The following is a 17,708-nucleotide window of genomic DNA, read 5'->3' as shown; positions in this document are numbered from 1 at the left end:
CACTGTAGTTTAATTAGTGCGGGGTTGCGTTGGAATAGTCGGTTGTGTTGGAACAGTCGGTTGTGTTGGAACAGTCGGTTGCGTCGGAAATGGAACAGTCTCGTTACTTGGACTTGATCCCGTAGGAATGATGGTCGGCGGTGTTGAAGATGAAGCACCGACAACACTATCATCAGCACTAATACAAGTATCTAACGCTTGATTTGGGGGAACATCAATTTGACTACGCAAGCCAACCACACACTGCCCAAAGCGCACGGGTAACAAACTACGTCCACAGTAATTTAAAACTGCCGGATTAGCTTCTTCCTTAGTACTTAAGCTGACACCGACTACACAGGTAGCTAACTCTTCAGGTCGCCGGGCCCTCCCACAAGAAGAAAGCGCATCTGTGGCGGCAATTTGGGTTTCCTTCTCAATTTTAACCACGCAAGCAGCCAAATCCCTTGGACGCAGTGCAGCCGCACAACCTTGTGATGCTGCTTCTGCCGTTACGCCCACCTTTAGGAGACGACCTGCACAGACACTATAATCATTGCTGTAGGAAGCAGCGATCGCTGGATTGGGTAAGATCGTTGTCAACCATCCAGCTATAGCCAAAACTGGTACTATTAAACTTCTGGAGGTGGAACTGGCTTGTTTGTTCTTACCTCTATTAACCGCTTTATTGCTCATTGACATTGCCATTCTCCAAACACCCAAAGTTATGCTAACTTAAATATTTTAAAAATCCTCTGTAATTCAATAATTTCAGCGTCAGCAAAGTATAGACATAATTAATTATGCCGGAAATTGTGTTAATATAACTGTTTGAAAGATAAGTAGGCAACGTAAAAAGTATTTCAGAGTCAGAATACTGCGTAAACCAATCTGATGATTGAGTAGTCTACGAAACTAAATAAACACAAAAAACTTATTGGCAGGAGTACGGCGTGACAGGTCGGAATTCAGGCTTGGAAGCTAGTGTGTCGGCTCTACCGACTCAAAGCAACTGGCGCAAGAGTTGATGCCTCTACTTTGGTAGGATACGTCATACCAAGGCAAGCAGCCTCGAAAAACCAAGAATCCCCTGATTTTTTATTAGGGGAATGTCAAAATTGAATGTCTGGGTAAAGTTTAAACAGGATTAGATTAAGGAAACTCATGTCCCGATATAGAGGGCCCCGCCTCAGAATTGTCCGTCGCTTAGGCGACCTACCAGGATTAACTCGTAAAAGCGCTAGACGCGCTTACCCGCCTGGTCAGCATGGTCAGAACCGTAAGAAACGCTCTGAGTATGCCATCCGTCTAGAAGAAAAGCAAAAGCTCCGCTTCAACTACGGTTTGACTGAAAAACAATTGCTCCGCTATGTACGGAAAGCCAGACGTGTTACTGGTTCTACCGGACAAGTGCTGCTGCAATTGCTAGAAATGCGCTTGGATAATACCGTTTTCCGCTTGGGTATAGCCCCGACTATCCCAGCCGCTCGTCAACTGGTAAATCACGGTCACGTAACTGTTAACGGCCGTGTGGTGAATATTGCCAGCTATCAATGCCGTCCTGGTGAAGTAATTGCAGTCAGAGATCGGGCACAATCACGGAAGTTGGTGGAAGCTAACTTGCAATATCCCGGTTTGGCCAACCTCCCCAGTCATTTGGAGTTTGACAAAAATAAGTTGGTTGGTAGAGTCAACAGCGTTATTGAGCGCGAATGGGTGGCACTACAAGTTAATGAACTACTTGTGGTGGAATACTACTCACGACAAGCGTAATAGTCATTTGTCCTTAGCGCTCTTTTATTACTCCGAAAAAATAAAATATTCGTAGGTTGGGGAGCCACTGCGTTGTCCGGGTTTCCCGGCTTGAAGCAAGTGGCGTTTGAACTTTAGTGAAACCCCAACAAAATCAGAGATTGTTGGTGTTGGGTTTCGTTCCTCAACCCAACCTACGCCTAAGTTCATCAAAGTCCTTAAAAATAAGGGTGGATGATTTTTATCCCACGAGAGTCATAAAAGAGCGTTAGTCATTAGTCATTAGTCATTGGTCATTGGTCATTAGTTTAGGACTTACGCACAATCTACTAGTTTAAGCAAATGACGAAGGACAAATGACAAAGGACGAAGGACAAATGACTAACCACCAATTTGTGACATTGTGCGAGTATATGTACCGACAATACCAGAATCACGCCCTTTAAAGTTAATTTCTGGCTTGATGCCGAGTAAATGTTTAACCTGCTCTTGTAATTGAGTGGTATTAGTCCCAGAACGCAAAGCAGTTTTTAAATCTATTTGACCAGTTTCATTTAATAAACAGGGACGCAGCCAGCCATCAGCACTCAGGCGCATCCGATTACAACGATCGCAAAAACATTCTGACATCTGACTAATAAATCCTAGTGTCCCCTTCGCACCAGGAATTTGAAAGACATCAGCAGGGCCAGCACCACAAACTTGCGATTCTGTCAAGCCCCAGCGATCGCGGATTTGTTGTCGTAACTCGGCTGAAGATACCCAACCGCGATCGCCAAACAAATGCAAATTACCAATAGGCATAAATTCAATAAATCGAACGTGCCACTGTTTATCAATTGTCAGGGCAGCTAAATCGAGAATTTCGTGGTCATTAACGCCAGGAATCACCACTACATTCAGCTTCAGGGGGTCAAATCCGACGTGATGGGCAGCTTGAATGCCATGCCAAACTTGTTGCCAACGAGAACGCCCCTGATTACCAATAATTTGATCAAAAGTGTCGGGATTAAGAGAATCTAGACTAATATTAATTCGTCGCAGACCTGCATTGTAGAGATTTTGTGCCATCGGAGCCAGCAAAAACCCGTTGGTGGTCATTGAGAGGTCTTGAGTTTGGGGAAAAGATGCGATCGCACTTACCAAATCCACCACACGTGGACGCAATAAGGGTTCACCCCCAGTCAAACGAAACCGATTAAAGCCTACTGGAATAAAGACCTCTTTAATTAAGGTGAGCAACTCCTCATCAGTTAACAGCTGTTGCTTGAGAATATAGTCCAGTTCTACTCCCTCTGGCATACAGTACTGACAACGAAAATTACAGCGATCGATTAAACTAATGCGGAGGTAGTCTACCTGGTTCATCGTTTTGTTTTTATTCTCTCTGATCAATTAAAGACCTTGCTGAGGTGGTTTACCCCTTCCTACTATATGTGTAGTAATTCAAAATCCCGTACTCCTCCTTAAGTGATAGTCCACAGATTGTGGCATAATAAGCCGATCGCATCCACTAGTTAGTCATCAATCGTGCAAGACACCGACTCCATCAACGACCTTGCTGCTGCTCTACTACAGCCAGCCGATATCAGCTTTGAACTGCCCGATCCAGAAGATGAACAGATTCTAGAGTCAGATTTTCAACAGCAGCTAGAAATAGCTTGGCAGGTATGCGATCGCTTTGATTTGCAAACTGAAATCTGGCGGGGGCGAATTTTACGGGCTATCCGCGACAGAGAAAAAGTCGGTGGTGATGGGCGTGGTACTGGCTTTTTGCGATGGTTAAAAGAGCGGGAAATCAGCAAAAGTCAAGCTTACGCCTGGATTCAACTGGCGAATAGTGCCGATACTCTGATTGAAGACGGTAAACTCGACCCCGGTTCTGTGAATAACTTCAGTAAACGGGCATTTGTTGAAACCTCCAAAGCATCGCCAGAAGTGCAACAGATGGTGAGTGAAGCTGCCCAAAAAGGCGATCGCATCACCAGGCGGGAAGTGCGTCAACTCAGCGATGAATGGACAGCCATGTCCTCAGATTTATTACCCACAGCAGTCAAGGAAAAAGCCGCAGATAACACCCTTCCGCCGCGCTACATTGCCCCTCTGGTGAAGGAAATGGAAAAACTGCCAGAATCGCACCAAAAGTTTATCCAGAAAGAAATTGCTGCCAATCCTGATGTAGATACCCTGAAACAGGTAACTACTGAAGCGCGTAACTTGGCAAAATATCTCAAAGGCGCGGCTCAAGTCCAGGCGCTGACGCAAGAAAATATTGATATTGAAACAGCCTTAGAAGAAGCGCAAAGAGTCGGCTGTTTGAGCATAGCTGCTGATTTGGTAAATCAAGCATCGCAGATTGAACAAACGATCGCTAAACTCTACATGACGTGGAAACGAATCGGCAATTTGGCAGATAGATTATATGTAGATACTGGCGCAAGTACACCCAACTTGCGATCGCTCCTCACTTGCTTGGAACCTCTTGGTGGTGAAATCATGGAATTGCAACTTAGTGGTGCAACTGAACACACTGTACGTCTGCAAATTCAGGAGACGAGTTAGGGAGTGGGGAGTTAGGAGTTAAAAGGGCGGTTAGAAACCGCACGCCAGTTGCTTCAAGTCGGCAGAGCCGCCCAACGCACTGGCTTGTCTACACAGACAAAACCCACCTCCGTAGGTTTCAAACACTCACTTTTGTCTTAGTCCGCGGAGACGGACTTTGTTTGTATAGCCGCGTAAAGCCTTCTCTACGAGAGGCTTCGCTTAACGCGTCAGCGTGCCGGAGGCTCTATTATATTCGCCAGAGCTTAAGCGATCGCAGTTTATCTTTCAGTCTTTGGAATCGCTGAGAGTAAGGCACAGAGAGCGTTGTTAACAGCTTCTGATGTTTTGAATATCTCAGCGACATCAGCATCTAGGATAACTGTCAAAGGAGCTTTTTCTTGCTGACTGGCGAAACGGTTGGGCAAGGCTTTGCGATAGTCAAAGTTATACTCTGGAAGCAAATCATCGTCTGCGTTGTTGTGGAATTCAGAAGCCTGTGAATTCTTCATAATCTCTTCGTTCTTTCTTGGTTGCTAGACGGGCGCTAATGATACGGATAACGTTTGCTCTTTCTATAAAACAGACCAATAACAAGCGATTGTCTTGATAGCGTCCGATGATGATTTCCCGTCGTTCATCAACAGAGTGCCATTCATCGTTGAATATGTAAGCTAAAGAGTCGTTGAAGACTGTCTTAGCCCCTTCAAAGCTGATGCGGTGCTTGTTGAGATTCAAACTAGTACAGCGCGGCGTAAATAAACCACCCATTCCAAATCAATGAAACCCTTACGGTACAGCAATTACGAATTACGAATTACGAATTACGAATTACGAATTACGCCCTGCGGTACTAGCTTTTTGGTTATCCCACTCGAATTCTAAATTCATGCCCTGATATGAGGCTACTCTACTTACAAAACAAAACTTAATTTTTTCTAAGAGCTGATTCGTAAAGAGAATCTCGCCATATCTCAAAGTCTAACGAGCAGCGCAAAATGTGGCCGTGAGTGACGAGTTATGAGGCGACGCAGTGGGTACTTGAGCAACCAAAACCACATTACCATCGGCATCCATTACCCATCCTTGGGCTTCTACAATTTGAGTAGGTTCATTGACAGAATTAACTTTCTGTGATTTTTCTTCTGTGTTTCGCTGCGCCTGAAGAACTGCTCTTTTATGAATACCAGCAGCACGATTTTTACTCTCTGGCTCTAGTGTGATCCAATCTGCCAGCACTGCATCATCAGCTATCAATGGCTGCGTGGGATCGGCTACTAGTCCTCCACGTCCAGTAGCAATAAATGAACTCCTTCCTATTTTTGCACCAGAATTACAACCAGCAGCAATTTGCTGGGAAGCATCAACCAGATTTACAGGCAGTTCCACTAATCCTTTACTGGGGTCAGCATCTGGTGAGTTGATTTGTACAGTGCCATTTAATGAAGGGTTTTGCTGAGAAAACGCTGTGATATCGCTGGTTAGAAGCTTACTTGGCTTTAGTTGGTCTGGGTCTTTAGTGTTTAACAGCCTCTCTAGGTCTGCACGGGTACGGGGCACAAAACCGAAGATGTTCTTAGCGGTGATTGTGATTTTACCGCCAGAGCCGAAGTTGGCGTTGGCGGTGATATCGCTATTTCCAAAGGGAGCAGCGACAAGGAAGCCATTAGGTGCATTGATAGTGATTCTACCGCCATCTCCATTAGCTCCTGCATTTGTGGATATTTGGCTATTGCGGCGCATCAGTAATAAGTCCCGCACCTGTAGCGAAATATCACCACCCCGACCTGACTTACTATTAGATATGAGTTTTCCTTGGTTATCCAGCAGGATGGAGTGAGCAGTTACATTTAGATCGCCTGCTTTACCTAGTAAATATGTATCTCCTGGGTAAATATAATTCGGTTCAAATTGACTACTTACATTTAATTCAGCCCCATCCCGAATAATTAATTTCCCTGAGGTAATTGTCATTTTTCCGGCATCTCCAGAACCATTAGTTGCAGCAAATAAGCCACTGGGATAACCGTTTACTGAGGTTCCAACTAGCTCTATAGACTCAGAGGCATTCACAGTCAAATTTCCTCCCGCCCCTGTAGCTGCTATCAATTGTGAGTTTGCTAGAGTCTGTGTTGATATATTGGCACCATCTTGGATATACAACCTTCTCGTGTTGATAGTTATGTCACCCGCCTTTCCAGCAAAGCCTGTTGAACTAAACAATGAACTAGGTTGATTCCCAATATCTGGGCTAAAAAAACCACCTATTAGCTCTATAGACTCAGAGGCGTTCACAGTCAAATTTCCCCCGTTACCCTTGGTTATAGAAGAAGTGTATACTTGTGCACCATCCCGAACAATTAATTTCCTTGTGTTAATTGTTAAGTCTCCACCATTTCCCGTAGCCGTAGCCCGAGTTGTGATTCCCACAAGATTGCCAATGAGTTCCACTTTATTACCCTGCACTTGGATATTACCGCCACCATCTCCAGTGGCATCTACCTGAGATGGAATTCCAGTACCGTTAATAGTTTGCCGCTGGATTAGTTGAATGTTCTGAAAATTCTGGACATTTTCGTATCCCAAAATCCAACTTTGGTTTGTTGGGGTCAAATTAACCAAACTATTGGCAGTGACACTTCCTAGCTCAATCCGTCCTCCTGGCGCTGTTAAATTTCCGCCCTCCAGTGTTATATCACCACCTACAAGTGCCAGGGTTTTACCTGGCCGCACTTGAAGACCAACAGGATCAGGTACGCCATCTGGATTCGCTTGGGATTGATTGCGGATGGGAGCCGCAATTGCTCCGAATTGTAAACCAATGGGAACACTTACTGTTAACAGGGCTACGGCTTTGGGATCTGTAGCACTAAACTTTGTACCATCAGCAAAATTCAAACTACTCCCCGTGCTGGCTACAAATGAACCCCCGATGTTTAAAGATGCATTAGGACCAAAAACAATCCCATTGGGATTAATCAGAAACAGGTTGGCTGTGCCGTTAGTTTCAAGAATGCCATCAATATTAGAAATAGACTTACCTGTTACTCGACTTATAATATTTTGAATATTTGCTGCATCATTGTTAAAATAAACTTTGCTTCCAGTAAGTACAGAAAACTGTTCAAAGCTGTGGAAAAGATTTGTGCCACGAATTGTTCCCCCATCAATTTGGTCAGTAGACTGATCATTGATTATCTTGTGTGTAACAACTGAACTTTCAGATCCCAGGGTGTCATCTCTGATAATCTGGGCTAAAGCAGAGTTCCCAGATAAGGTGAGCGCTCCACTAATTCCTAAGGCACTTACTAATCCTAACTTCCGGCACCAATGATTTCGACTTTGATTTATTACAGAATTCGCACAAAAAAAACGATAGTTTAATGAATTACTGCTCATTGCTAATTAGGATAATTAGGTTATTTATGTAGCTTAAATTCAAGTGAACTTGTTTAACCAAGAATCTTCCGAATTGGATTCAGGAGAGTGTCAATTAGTTTTGCCTCTGCAAAATAATACATACATATAGCAGATTTCAACTTAGTGAGGTGCAGAAATACCTCACCCGTGCTATCGCGCACCTTTCTCGAACTCACATATCCATTAGGCATATCTTTACTTTACAATCTTTAAACGCTTGTTTTGTAGGCATCTTAAACTCTGAGGTGTGAGGCATCCTTGACAATTTAGCTCTTAATTTTCTCGCTAAAAGTAGGTTTTTATTGAAAATTAACGACGAATGAATCAGGATTATAAAAAACGTGAGTGAATACTCTAGCAACTGTTTAGAAAGGACTGGTTAATGGATAGCCGAACTCATAGGGACGATTGGGATTGGGGAGGGGTGTTGCCTTATGTACTTGTAAGACGTTGTATAAATGGCAAAACTAATGTTTTGCCACAACGAAAAAATGATAGTATTTTCAAGGGCATATCATCTTGCCGCGATCGTTCAAGTAGCAACCCTTTTGCTTAGTATGTTGACCAGGAATTATTCGTGAAGATTTTTGAGATTGATTATCACCTACAGCATCATTAAATTCAATTTCATTTGAGTCGGTACTGCTGTGCAAGTCTGTCAAATTGTTTTCTAATACACCCTCATTTTCGCTTACAACAAGTGCAGCATCCACCTCAGAGTTTTTTGGTATTTCACTAAAGTCATTTTGAATATCGTTTGTTAACTGCTCTATTTTTTGAGAATTCATAATTTTTACCCTCTTTGTAGACTGATAAATGTGTAAACTTGTGTTGTGATGTACTAAATTTAATCTGGCTTCGACTAGTACAGTTTGGCAACAAAGGAATCAACAATACAGAGTCTAGAGTGGCACTAAAGCATTAGGTTTCTAAAGCTCTTGTGAACTCCCATAATTATAACTTCAACTTGACTAGTAATAATTACGCATTATGTAACAAAACTTCATATATTTCTGTTGTATTTCCTTAAAGTATTCATGAATCTGGCTACTGACCGTTGATCGCTCAAGAGTATTGAGTAAACAAGCGATACTTTTCTGCAAGACGCTACGCATAGCTTGGCCTTCTTCACCGTAGGGATACTTACGCCAACGCACCCACAGCCAATTTTAGTAGAAAGGGTGATCGCTTATATGAAGGTCATTGCGAAAAAGCGATGTCTACGACGGGCATACGGCGTCGCACCAACAAAATTTACAAGAATCTCAAATTCTAATTACCAGCGCAAGATGTAGCGATGAGTGAAGAATTATGAGGCGACGCAGTGGGTACTTGAGCAACCAAAACCACGTTTCCATCGGCATCCACTACCCATCCTTGAGCTTCCACAATTTGAGTAGGTTCATTGACAGAATTAACTTTTTGTGATTTTTCTTCTGTGTTTCTCTGCTTGTGAACAACCACTCTGTTCTGGATACCCTCAGCACGATTCTGACTCTCTGGAGAGAGTGTAATCCAATCTGCCAACACCGCATCATCGGCTATCAATGGCTGCGTAGGATCGGCTAGTAGTCCACCACGCCCAGTAGCAATAAATGAACTTCTGGCTATTTTTACACCAGAATTACAACCAGCAACAATTTGCTGGGAAGCATCAACCAAATTTACAGGCAATTCCACTAATCCTTGACTGGGGTCAACATCTGGTGAGTTGATTCGTACCGTGCCATTTAATGAAGGGTTTTGCTGAGAAAACGCTGTGATGTCACTTGTTCGCAGCTGATTCGGGTTTATTTCTTCTGGGTCAAGTTTCTCCACATCTGCACGAGTGCGCGGCACAAATCCAAAGATGTTCTTAGCGGTGATTGTGATTTTACCACCAGAGTCAGAGAAGGCATTGGCAGTGATATCGTTATTTCCCAAGGGAGTAGCAACGATGAAACCATTAGGTGCATTGATGATGATATTACCGCCATCTCCACCCAACCCTGTTGTACCTGCATTAGTGGTTATTTGACTTTCGCGGCGCATCAATAATAAGTTCTGCACCTGTAGCGTAATATTCCCGCCTTTACCTGACTCACTATTAGATATGAGTTTTCCTTTGTTGTCGAGAAGTATGGAGCGAGCGGTTATATTTAAATCGCCTGCTTTTCCTAGATTATTTGGATCTCCGATATAGATTACATTTTTTCGAGCTTGGCTGCTCACAGTTATTGCAGCCCCATCCTTGATAATCAATTGCCCTGTAGTTAGGGTCAAGTTTCCGCCATCTCCAGGCCCTTGCGTCCCAGAAAACAAGCTACTGAGCTTAGAACCATTTGGTGAGGTTCCAATTAGTTCTACCGACTCCGAAGCGTTCACTGTCAATTTTCCTGCATTTCCTATAGCTGGTGTAAGTTGGTTAGGAATAAACCTATATATGCCCTCAGAGCTTGTTGATATTCTTGCCCCTCCTTCGATACGCAACTTTCCAGTATTAATTGTGATGTTGCCAGCGTTTTGATTGCCATAAGTTGCACTGAATAATCCACTTGATATTAAATCACTACCATCTCGCAAGACAGGTATGGTAGTACCGCCAATTAGTTCCACGGAATCTGAAGCGTTTATGGTCAATTGCCCCTGCAATTGCGCTCCACTTTTGACCACCAACTTCTTAGTATTGACATTTATGTTTCCAGAGTTGGCGTTAGAGAAACTCTGAGTAAACAGTTGTGAATCTTGTTCAATTACTACAGAATCTGAGGCGTTCACTGTCAAATTCCCTCCTGATTGCAGTCTCAAGGGATTAACTAGAATTAGTAAACTGCCAGCTACCCGCACAAGTCCCCCTTGCAGGTGGATATTGCCGCTACCGTTTCCATGAGTATCTACAATAGATGGAATTTTATTTAACTGGATTAGTTCGATGTTCTGGAAATTTTGAACACCTTCATATCCCAAAACCCAGCCTTCGTTCGTTGGGCTTAAACTGACCAGACTATTGCCAGCAACGCTTCCTAACTCAACCCTTCCTCCCCTTGCCGTTATATTTCCGCCCTCTAGCGTGATATCACCGCCTATAAGTGCTAAGGTTTTGCTTCGCTGCACCTGTAGACCAACGCCTTGTCCTAAAATATTAACTGCGTCATCTGGACTTGCTTGAGATTGATTGTGGATGGGAGCCGCAGTTGCTCCAAATTGTAAGCCAATGGGAACACTTAATGTCAGTAGGGGTGTAGTTTGAGGAGATGTAGCACTAAACTTTATACCATCAGCAAAGTTCAAGCTACTCGCCGTACTTGCCACAAATGAACCGCCGATATTTAAAGAAGCATTAGACCCAAAAATAATGCCGTTAGGATTAATCAGAAACAGGTTCGCCGTGCCGTTAGCTTTCAGAATGCCATCTATCTTAGAAATCGAATTACCTGTCACCCGACTGATAATGTTCTGAATATCTATTGCATTGTTAAAGTAGGCTGTCTTTCCCGCAGAGATAGAAAACTGTTCAAAGCTGTGGAACAAGTTTGTACCACGAACTGCCCCACCATCAATCTGGTCTATAAGCTGACCATCAATTAGCTTTGGTGTAATGATTGAACTTTCAGATTCAAGTGTGCCATCTTTTTGTATTTGGGCTAAGACAAAACTTTCTTTGAAAGTGAGTACTCCAGCAATTGCTAATGTACTCACTATCCCTAACTCCCAGTACCAACTGCTTCGGTATCGAGACATGACAAACTTGCACCCAAAAAATAAGAGTATATTAAAATACTGCTCTTTGCTAATTAGGTAAGTTAAGTGGGCGTGAATAATTAAATGTTTGTAGTCAGGCATTCAGCCCTTACTACGAGCCAATTTAGTTAATCTTACATTGCGTAAGATAATTTTATTTATTCTTGCCTACTAACTTATGGTGATACTTGAAAGTATCTCTGTAACCTAACTAGTAAATGCAAAGTTCAGTATTTTTATACTCACTAGAATAAACTTTTTACAGTCCAAGAACTAAATTATTTAGCAGTTACAGCCTAGAGGACTGCCAGTTGAAGGGCAAGGAATACACCATGATTTTTGCATTAGTACAATTTCTTGTTTTGGGGTTGCTGGCAATAATTCATTTACTTGCTGTTTATTAACTGCATCACCAGATTTGATTTTATTTGGGTCAAGATTACACTGCCACTGAACGATTAAAGCTCTATCATCCAATACACCGTACTTCTCAAGCACACTGTATAAATCAGCGTTATTAACACTTTCAAGCAGTTTTTGTTCAATCTCGGCTTGTAACTGCTGTAATGTTTCAGGGTTCATGATTGCTTCCATTTCCTACAGAATGTGTATAATTCTGCTTCAGGTTGGCTCAGAACAATTACGCATAGTGTTATAAAAATTAATATCTTACTGCTGAATTTACTAGGACTAGCCCTTTCGAGGTGACTCATAAAATCTCTGTTTTCCTCTCTGCGTTCTCCGTGTCTCTGCGGTCTAAAAGTAATTTATTGAACCACAGAGGCAAGGCAGCGCGGTCTTAGGGAGCCAGTGCGGTCTTGGGGTCTCCCCCGCCGCAGGATGCGCGAAGCGCTATAGTGGAGCATCTGGCGTGGTTTCCCCCATGAGCGACTGCCGCGCAGAGAACACAGAGAAAAGAGGAATTATTGTCCAAAAATTTTACCCACCTTGAAAGGGCTAGTCCTATTTACTTATCTCGCGCTTCACTAAAATCTAAAATTCAGGTAGCTTCCTTTGCTAATTCTTAATTCCCGTTGCAGCAATACCTTGAATAAATTGACGCTGACCGATGAAAAATAATACCATCACTGGAACTGTCGCTATTGTTACCGCCGCCATCATCAAGGGCCAATTATTTGTAAATTGTTCTTGAAACTCAGCCAACGCCAGTTGCACTGTTCTTAATTCGGGACGGGTTGTAAATACCAGAGGCTTAAACAAATCATTCCATTCGCCGATGAAGGTGAACAAAAACAGCGTCACTAAGGCCGGACGGGCTAAAGGTAACATTACCCGCCACAATATTTGTAATCTGTTTGCCCCATCTATGGCTGCGGCTTCCTCTAACTCCACCGGAATTGTCTGGAAATACTGACGTAATAAGAAAATTCCAAAGCCGTTGACAGCAGTGGGTAAAATGAGCGCCCAGTATGTATTTATCAGGTGTCCCCACTTCAAAACCAAAAAGATGGGAATCACCAATAACTGAAAGGGAATCACCAAAGTGGCTAAAACAACTAATAGCAGTGCTTGCCGGCCCCGAAACTTCAGCCGTGCTAAGGCGTAACCAGCCAAAGCAGAAGTGACAATCTGAAACGCCGTCACAGCGATCGCTACCAAGGTAGAATTAGCAAACGCCAGCAAAAATTTTCCCTGTTGCCATGCAACGCGGTAATTAGCTAAAGACCAGTTATTTTTGGACAAATTTTCTGGGCTGGCGGCTGTTGGTGCAAAGGAGGTGAGAAAAACCACAAATAGCGGTAGTAGAACGATAAATGCCCCTATCAGTAAGATTATTAAGCTCAAAAAATCGCCAGATTTCAGATTCGCGTTTGGTTTGGACATAAATTTATCTGTAAAGCATTTGTTTCGCTAGTACTACAGCATCGTCCCCAGCAACAGTTAATCTATAAACATAGTTACTTTGTTAAGTTAAATTAAACCACAGTGATTGTTACCCTCAGTTCATAGGGTAAATTAAATCCTGGTGTCAAATAATTCTTCCTTTACAGGAGTAAACATAACCATGCAGCAGCTTACAGACCAATTTAAAGAATTAGATTTCAAGAGCGAAACATACAAAGATGCTTATAGCCGGATTAATGCGATCGTGATTGAAGGGGAACAAGAAGCCCATGAAAATTACATCACACTAGCCCAACTGCTGCCAGAATCTCATGATGAATTGATTCGCCTATCCAAGATGGAAAGCCGCCATAAGAAAGGATTTGAAGCTTGTGGACGGAATTTGCAAGTAACCCCAGATTTGCAATTTGCCAAGGAGTTTTTCTCTGGACTACACCAAAATTTTCAAACAGCCGCCGCAGAGGGAAAAGTCGTTACTTGTCTGTTGATTCAATCTTTAATTATTGAATGTTTTGCGATCGCAGCATACAACATTTACATCCCCGTCGCCGACGATTTTGCCCGTAAAATTACTGAAGGAGTAGTTAAAGAAGAATACAGTCACCTCAATTTTGGAGAAGTTTGGTTAAAAGAACACTTTACAGAATCCAAAGCTGAACTTGAACTTGCAAATCGCCAGAACCTACCCATCGTCTGGAAAATGCTCAACCAAGTAGAAGGTGATGCCCACACAATGGCAATGGAAAAAGATGCTTTGGTAGAAGACTTCATGATTCAGTATGGTGAAGCACTGAGTAACATTGGTTTCACGACTCGCGATATCATGCGCTTGTCAGCCTACGGACTCATAGGCGCTTAAGAGAGTGCTGAGTAATGAGTGCTGAGTGCTGAGTAGTTCAAATTTATCAGAACTTCAGAACTCAGGACTTAGGACTCAGGACTACTGAATCACTTAATATTCCACATATTCCCCGCGCTCAAGACAGCATAAGCCTAATAATCACTACATGTTTGGTCTAATTGGACATCTGACTAGTTTAGAACACGCTCAATCGGTAGCCCAAGAATTGGGATACCCAGAATATGCCGATCAAGGGCTAGACTTTTGGTGCAGCGCCCCGCCGCAAATTGTCGATAGCATTATTGTCACCAGTGTCACTGGGCAACAAATTGAAGGACGGTATGTAGAATCTTGCTTTTTGCCGGAAATGCTAGCTAGTCGCCGCATCAAAGCCGCAACGCGAAAAATCCTCAACGCTATGGCCCATGCACAGAAGCACGGCATTAACATCACAGCTTTAGGCGGATTTTCCTCGATTATTTTTGAAAACTTTAAGTTAGAGCAGTTTAGCCAAGTCCGCAATATCAAACTAGAGTTTGAACGCTTCACCACAGGAAACACGCATACTGCCTACATTATTTGTAAGCAGGTGGAAGAAGCATCCAAACAACTAGGAATTAATCTATCAAACGCGACTGTTGCGATATGTGGAGCAACTGGAGATATTGGTAGTGCCGTTACACGCTGGCTAGATGCGAGAACAGATGTCAAAGAACTCCTGCTAATCGCCCGCGATCAAGAACGTCTCAAAGAGTTGCAAGGCGAACTGGGGCGGGGGAAAATCATGGGTTTGACAGAAGCACTACCCGAAGCCGATGTTGTAGTTTGGGTTGCTAGTATGCCCAGAGGCGTGGAAATTGACCCCACCACTTTGAAACAACCCTGTTTGTTGATTGATGGTGGCTATCCTAAAAACTTAGCGACAAAAATTCAATATCCTGGCGTACACGTGTTAAATGGTGGAATTGTAGAGCATTCCCTGGATATTGACTGGAAAATTATGAAAATAGTCAATATGGACGTGCCAGCCCGTCAGTTGTTTGCCTGTTTTGCCGAATCAATGCTGCTGGAATTTGAGAAGTTATACACGAACTTTTCGTGGGGACGGAATCAGATTACCGTAGATAAAATGGAGCAGATTGGCCGGGTGTCAGTAAAACATGGATTTAGACCACTGTTGGTTTAGTCATTGGTCATTAGTCATTGGTCATTCGTTATTTGCAAATGACAAAGGACAAATGACTAGTGACAAAAAAATAGATAACTCGTAACTTATAAACCCTACGATGGCAACTACCGAGCGTAAACCGCTACTGTTAGATTTTGAAAAGCCCCTAGCAGAACTTGCAACCCGAATCGATCAAATTCGGCAACTTGCAGAAGAAAATGGTGTCGATGTTTCTGGTCAAATTCGTCAACTAGAAGCACGCGCCATGCAACTACGTGAGGAAATTTTTACTAGTCTATCGCCTTCCCAGCGATTACAAGTCGCTCGTCATCCGCGTCGTCCTAGCACTCTCGATTACATTCAGGCTATTAGTGATGAATGGATGGAATTGCATGGCGATCGCTGTGGTGGTGACGATCCGGCTTTAGTTGGTGGTGTCGGTCGTCTAAGTGGGCAACCTGTGGTGATGTTGGGTCATCAGAAAGGTCGTGATACCAAAGACAATATTGCCCGTAACTTTGGAATGCCTTATCCTGGCGGCTACCGCAAAGCCATGCGGTTGATGGAACACGCTAACAAGTTTAGTATGCCCATACTAACTTTTATCGACACACCAGGAGCCTGGTCTGGAGTGGAAGCAGAACACCAAGGTCAAGGAGAAGCGATCGCTTACAACTTGCGGGAAATGTTCTGCTTAGATGTGCCAATCATCTGCACAGTTATTGGTGAAGGTGGTTCTGGTGGCGCACTCGGTATTGGTGTAGGCGATCGCCTACTTATGTTTGAACACTCTGTTTATACCGTCGCCACTCCCGAAGCCTGCGCCGCCATTTTGTGGAAAGATGCTGGTAAAGCTCCTCAAGCCGCCGTTGCGCTGAAAATTATTTCCCACGACCTAAAAAAGTTAGGAATTATCGACCAAATACTGCCTGAACCCACTGGTGGCGCTCATTCCGATCCTTTAAAAGCTGCTACCACCCTCAAGCAAGTGCTGCTAGAAAATTTGGACGAACTTAACCATCTAACTGCTCCAGAACGCCGACAACTACGTTACGAAAAATTCCGTAAAATTGGTGTTTTTACAGAAGTTGCCCACTAAAACAACTGCATAATGATGGATTAGTAAAGCAGCAATGCTATAATTGCCTATGTGCTTAAAGATTTTTAACAATCTAGCCATAGGCATTTGCATGTTTGGCGAATCTACTCAATTTGATTGAGTAGCTTTTGTGTTATTGAGTAATCTAGTTTGGGTGTACGGCATGGTTATCCAGGCGACGATTTGTTGTCTTCACTGGTAAAACTTACAATATGCCCACTATTGCACTGCATCATAGCAGTTGTTTAATGAAAATCATCAGATTTTTAGATTCCTTTAATCTATCTAAACCGATAAATGTGAATAATTGGGTGGTAATAGGCTTTGGGAACTGCCAAAAAATTGGGAGACACCGTAAACTACCCACCACCAATTGCTAAGAGCAATATGGTGGGGGCTTTTAAAGCCCAGAGTTTACCCGACTAAGTGTTAAATTACTACGATTTTTAGGTCATCTTACCTACAAATACGCAGCCAGTTTGTAGCTCTAAGGTTAACAATTAAACAGAATCATTGGGTTTGAGTCAGTGTTGTTAGCGTAAAAAGCCTTTAAATCATTGTCCAGGCTAACATTACCCGTTCGCGGAGCGTGGCGCAAGCCATAAGGAGGGACAATATGTCCAAAGTATTTGTTTTAGACACCGAAAAAAGACCATTGACCCCAATCCATTCTGCACAAGCTAGACAGTTATTAAGGAACAAAAAAGCAGCAATTTATCGCCGCTTTCCGTTCACAGTTATCTTAAAAGAAACCAAACCACATTCAACAGTTCAACCACTGCGATTAAAAATCGACCCAGGTGCAAAATTCACAGGAATAGCATTAGTTGACGATTCAACTGGATATGTTGTATTTGCAGCAGAATTAAAGCATCGCGGCTTTGCTATTAGAGACGCTTTAACATCTAGGAGACAATTAAGACGGGGGAGACGAGCAAGAAAAACTCGTTACAGAGCGCCACGTTTTTTAAACAGAACCCGCCCAGAAGGACGGTTAGCACCGAGTTTACAAAGTCGGGTTGAGAATATAAAAACCTGGGTTGAAAAGTTACGTAAACTTGCACCGATTGAAGCTATTAGTCAAGAATTAGTAAGATTTGATATGCAGTTAATGCGTACCCCTGAAATACAAGGTGCATTGTATCAACAAGGTACTTTAGCGGGTTATGAAACGAGGGAATTCTTGCTCGAAAAGTGGGGCAGACAATGCGCTTATTGTGGTGCTAAAGACGTGCCCCTACAGATAGAACACATTCACCCTAGAGCCAAAGGAGGTAGTAATTCGATTACAAATCTCACTTTAAGTTGTGAGAAATGTAACA

At 43.0% G+C, this 17,708-nt stretch carries 16 protein-coding genes; 6 read left to right on the top strand and 10 right to left on the bottom strand.

Going from position 1 to position 17,708, the window contains the following annotated elements:
• Nucleotides 1–9 precede the first annotated feature (9 nt).
• Nucleotides 10–687 (bottom strand): hypothetical protein, encoded by a 678-nt coding sequence (locus tag HWQ36_RS04475; RefSeq protein WP_292698511.1) that lies wholly within the window; start codon nucleotides 685–687, stop codon nucleotides 10–12.
• 456 nt (nucleotides 688–1,143) lie between these two features.
• Here HWQ36_RS04475 and rpsD point away from each other — a divergent pair, with 456 nt between their 5' ends.
• Complete coding sequence (gene rpsD, locus HWQ36_RS04470; protein WP_190942045.1) at nucleotides 1,144–1,752, top strand: 30S ribosomal protein S4; 609 nt, start codon at nucleotides 1,144–1,146, stop codon at nucleotides 1,750–1,752.
• Between the two features lie 27 nt (nucleotides 1,753–1,779).
• Here rpsD and HWQ36_RS04465 read toward each other — a convergent pair whose 3' ends face one another.
• Complete coding sequence (locus HWQ36_RS04465; protein ID WP_292698506.1) at nucleotides 1,780–1,941, bottom strand: hypothetical protein; 162 nt, start codon at nucleotides 1,939–1,941, stop codon at nucleotides 1,780–1,782.
• Between the two features lie 171 nt (nucleotides 1,942–2,112).
• Nucleotides 2,113–3,099, bottom strand: coding sequence for a GTP 3',8-cyclase MoaA (moaA, locus tag HWQ36_RS04460; RefSeq protein ID WP_292698504.1), 987 nt, complete (start codon nucleotides 3,097–3,099; stop codon nucleotides 2,113–2,115).
• 162 nt (nucleotides 3,100–3,261) lie between these two features.
• Here moaA and HWQ36_RS04455 point away from each other — a divergent pair, with 162 nt between their 5' ends.
• Entirely contained in the window at nucleotides 3,262–4,293 is a 1,032-nt protein-coding gene (locus HWQ36_RS04455) for a hypothetical protein (RefSeq protein WP_292698502.1), read from the top strand.
• A 260-nt stretch (nucleotides 4,294–4,553) separates the two neighbouring features.
• On the opposite strand, the gene HWQ36_RS04450 is transcribed toward HWQ36_RS04455, so the two are convergent.
• The 7 genes from HWQ36_RS04450 to HWQ36_RS04420 all read right to left on the bottom strand — a co-directional run bounded on the left by HWQ36_RS04450 (nucleotide 4,554) and on the right by HWQ36_RS04420 (nucleotide 13,257).
• Nucleotides 4,554–4,784, bottom strand: a complete 231-nt coding sequence (locus HWQ36_RS04450) for a hypothetical protein (RefSeq protein WP_292698500.1) — start codon at nucleotides 4,782–4,784, stop codon at nucleotides 4,554–4,556.
• Nucleotides 4,762–5,043, bottom strand: a complete 282-nt coding sequence (locus tag HWQ36_RS04445) for a BrnT family toxin (RefSeq protein WP_292698498.1) — start codon at nucleotides 5,041–5,043, stop codon at nucleotides 4,762–4,764. Before HWQ36_RS04445 ends, HWQ36_RS04450 begins: the two co-directional genes overlap by 23 nt.
• 210 nt (nucleotides 5,044–5,253) lie before the next feature.
• Nucleotides 5,254–7,671, bottom strand: coding sequence for a filamentous hemagglutinin N-terminal domain-containing protein (locus HWQ36_RS04440; protein ID WP_292698496.1), 2,418 nt, complete (start codon nucleotides 7,669–7,671; stop codon nucleotides 5,254–5,256).
• A gap of 524 nt (nucleotides 7,672–8,195) precedes the next feature.
• Complete coding sequence (locus HWQ36_RS04435; RefSeq protein ID WP_292698494.1) at nucleotides 8,196–8,480, bottom strand: hypothetical protein; 285 nt, start codon at nucleotides 8,478–8,480, stop codon at nucleotides 8,196–8,198.
• A 484-nt stretch (nucleotides 8,481–8,964) separates the two neighbouring features.
• Entirely contained in the window at nucleotides 8,965–11,412 is a 2,448-nt protein-coding gene (locus tag HWQ36_RS04430) for a filamentous hemagglutinin N-terminal domain-containing protein (protein ID WP_292698492.1), read from the bottom strand.
• 282 nt (nucleotides 11,413–11,694) lie between these two features.
• Nucleotides 11,695–11,994: a hypothetical protein gene (locus HWQ36_RS04425; protein ID WP_292698490.1), complete on the bottom strand. Its 300-nt coding sequence runs from the start codon at nucleotides 11,992–11,994 to the stop codon at nucleotides 11,695–11,697.
• Between the two features lie 435 nt (nucleotides 11,995–12,429).
• Nucleotides 12,430–13,257 (bottom strand): carbohydrate ABC transporter permease, encoded by an 828-nt coding sequence (locus HWQ36_RS04420; protein ID WP_292698488.1) that lies wholly within the window; start codon nucleotides 13,255–13,257, stop codon nucleotides 12,430–12,432.
• Nucleotides 13,258–13,438: 181 nt separating this feature from the next.
• On the opposite strand from HWQ36_RS04420, the gene HWQ36_RS04415 reads away from it, so the two are divergent.
• From HWQ36_RS04415 to iscB, 4 genes are all read left to right on the top strand, one after another.
• The gene (locus HWQ36_RS04415) at nucleotides 13,439–14,137 is read left to right on the top strand and encodes an aldehyde oxygenase (deformylating) (RefSeq protein WP_292698486.1); all 699 of its coding nucleotides are present in this window, start codon (nucleotides 13,439–13,441) and stop codon (nucleotides 14,135–14,137) included.
• Between the two features lie 148 nt (nucleotides 14,138–14,285).
• Nucleotides 14,286–15,305 carry a long-chain acyl-[acyl-carrier-protein] reductase gene (locus HWQ36_RS04410; protein ID WP_292698484.1) on the top strand — a complete coding sequence of 340 codons (1,020 nt, stop codon included), beginning with the start codon at nucleotides 14,286–14,288 and terminating at the stop codon, nucleotides 15,303–15,305.
• Nucleotides 15,306–15,405: 100 nt separating this feature from the next.
• A complete protein-coding gene (locus HWQ36_RS04405; protein WP_292698483.1) occupies nucleotides 15,406–16,386 on the top strand; it encodes an acetyl-CoA carboxylase carboxyltransferase subunit alpha in 981 nt (326 codons plus the stop codon).
• A 616-nt stretch (nucleotides 16,387–17,002) separates the two neighbouring features.
• Nucleotides 17,003–17,708: RNA-guided endonuclease IscB (gene iscB, locus HWQ36_RS04400; RefSeq protein WP_292698481.1), on the top strand; the 706-nt coding region annotated here is incomplete at its 3' end.

The sequence above is a fragment of the Nostoc sp. NMS2 genome, assembly GCF_017115105.1.
Taxonomy (GTDB): Bacteria; Cyanobacteriota; Cyanobacteriia; order Cyanobacteriales; family Nostocaceae; genus Nostoc.
This window is presented reverse-complemented; position numbering and strand designations above follow the sequence as displayed.

Coding starts and splice junctions, on each gene's coding strand:
- HWQ36_RS04420 (WP_292698488.1), bottom strand. CDS start 13,257: ATGTCCAAACCAAACGCGAATCTGAAATCTGGCGATTTTTTGAGCTTA.
- HWQ36_RS04415 (WP_292698486.1), top strand. CDS start 13,439: ATGCAGCAGCTTACAGACCAATTTAAAGAATTAGATTTCAAGAGCGAA.
- HWQ36_RS04410 (WP_292698484.1), top strand. CDS start 14,286: ATGTTTGGTCTAATTGGACATCTGACTAGTTTAGAACACGCTCAATCG.
- HWQ36_RS04435 (WP_292698494.1), bottom strand. CDS start 8,480: ATGAATTCTCAAAAAATAGAGCAGTTAACAAACGATATTCAAAATGAC.
- HWQ36_RS04440 (WP_292698496.1), bottom strand. CDS start 7,671: ATGAGCAGTAATTCATTAAACTATCGTTTTTTTTGTGCGAATTCTGTA.
- HWQ36_RS04465 (WP_292698506.1), bottom strand. CDS start 1,941: ATGAACTTAGGCGTAGGTTGGGTTGAGGAACGAAACCCAACACCAACA.
- HWQ36_RS04445 (WP_292698498.1), bottom strand. CDS start 5,043: ATGGGTGGTTTATTTACGCCGCGCTGTACTAGTTTGAATCTCAACAAG.
- HWQ36_RS04405 (WP_292698483.1), top strand. CDS start 15,406: ATGGCAACTACCGAGCGTAAACCGCTACTGTTAGATTTTGAAAAGCCC.
- HWQ36_RS04450 (WP_292698500.1), bottom strand. CDS start 4,784: ATGAAGAATTCACAGGCTTCTGAATTCCACAACAACGCAGACGATGAT.
- rpsD (WP_190942045.1), top strand. CDS start 1,144: ATGTCCCGATATAGAGGGCCCCGCCTCAGAATTGTCCGTCGCTTAGGC.
- moaA (WP_292698504.1), bottom strand. CDS start 3,099: ATGAACCAGGTAGACTACCTCCGCATTAGTTTAATCGATCGCTGTAAT.
- HWQ36_RS04430 (WP_292698492.1), bottom strand. CDS start 11,412: ATGTCTCGATACCGAAGCAGTTGGTACTGGGAGTTAGGGATAGTGAGT.
- HWQ36_RS04475 (WP_292698511.1), bottom strand. CDS start 687: ATGGCAATGTCAATGAGCAATAAAGCGGTTAATAGAGGTAAGAACAAA.
- HWQ36_RS04425 (WP_292698490.1), bottom strand. CDS start 11,994: ATGAACCCTGAAACATTACAGCAGTTACAAGCCGAGATTGAACAAAAA.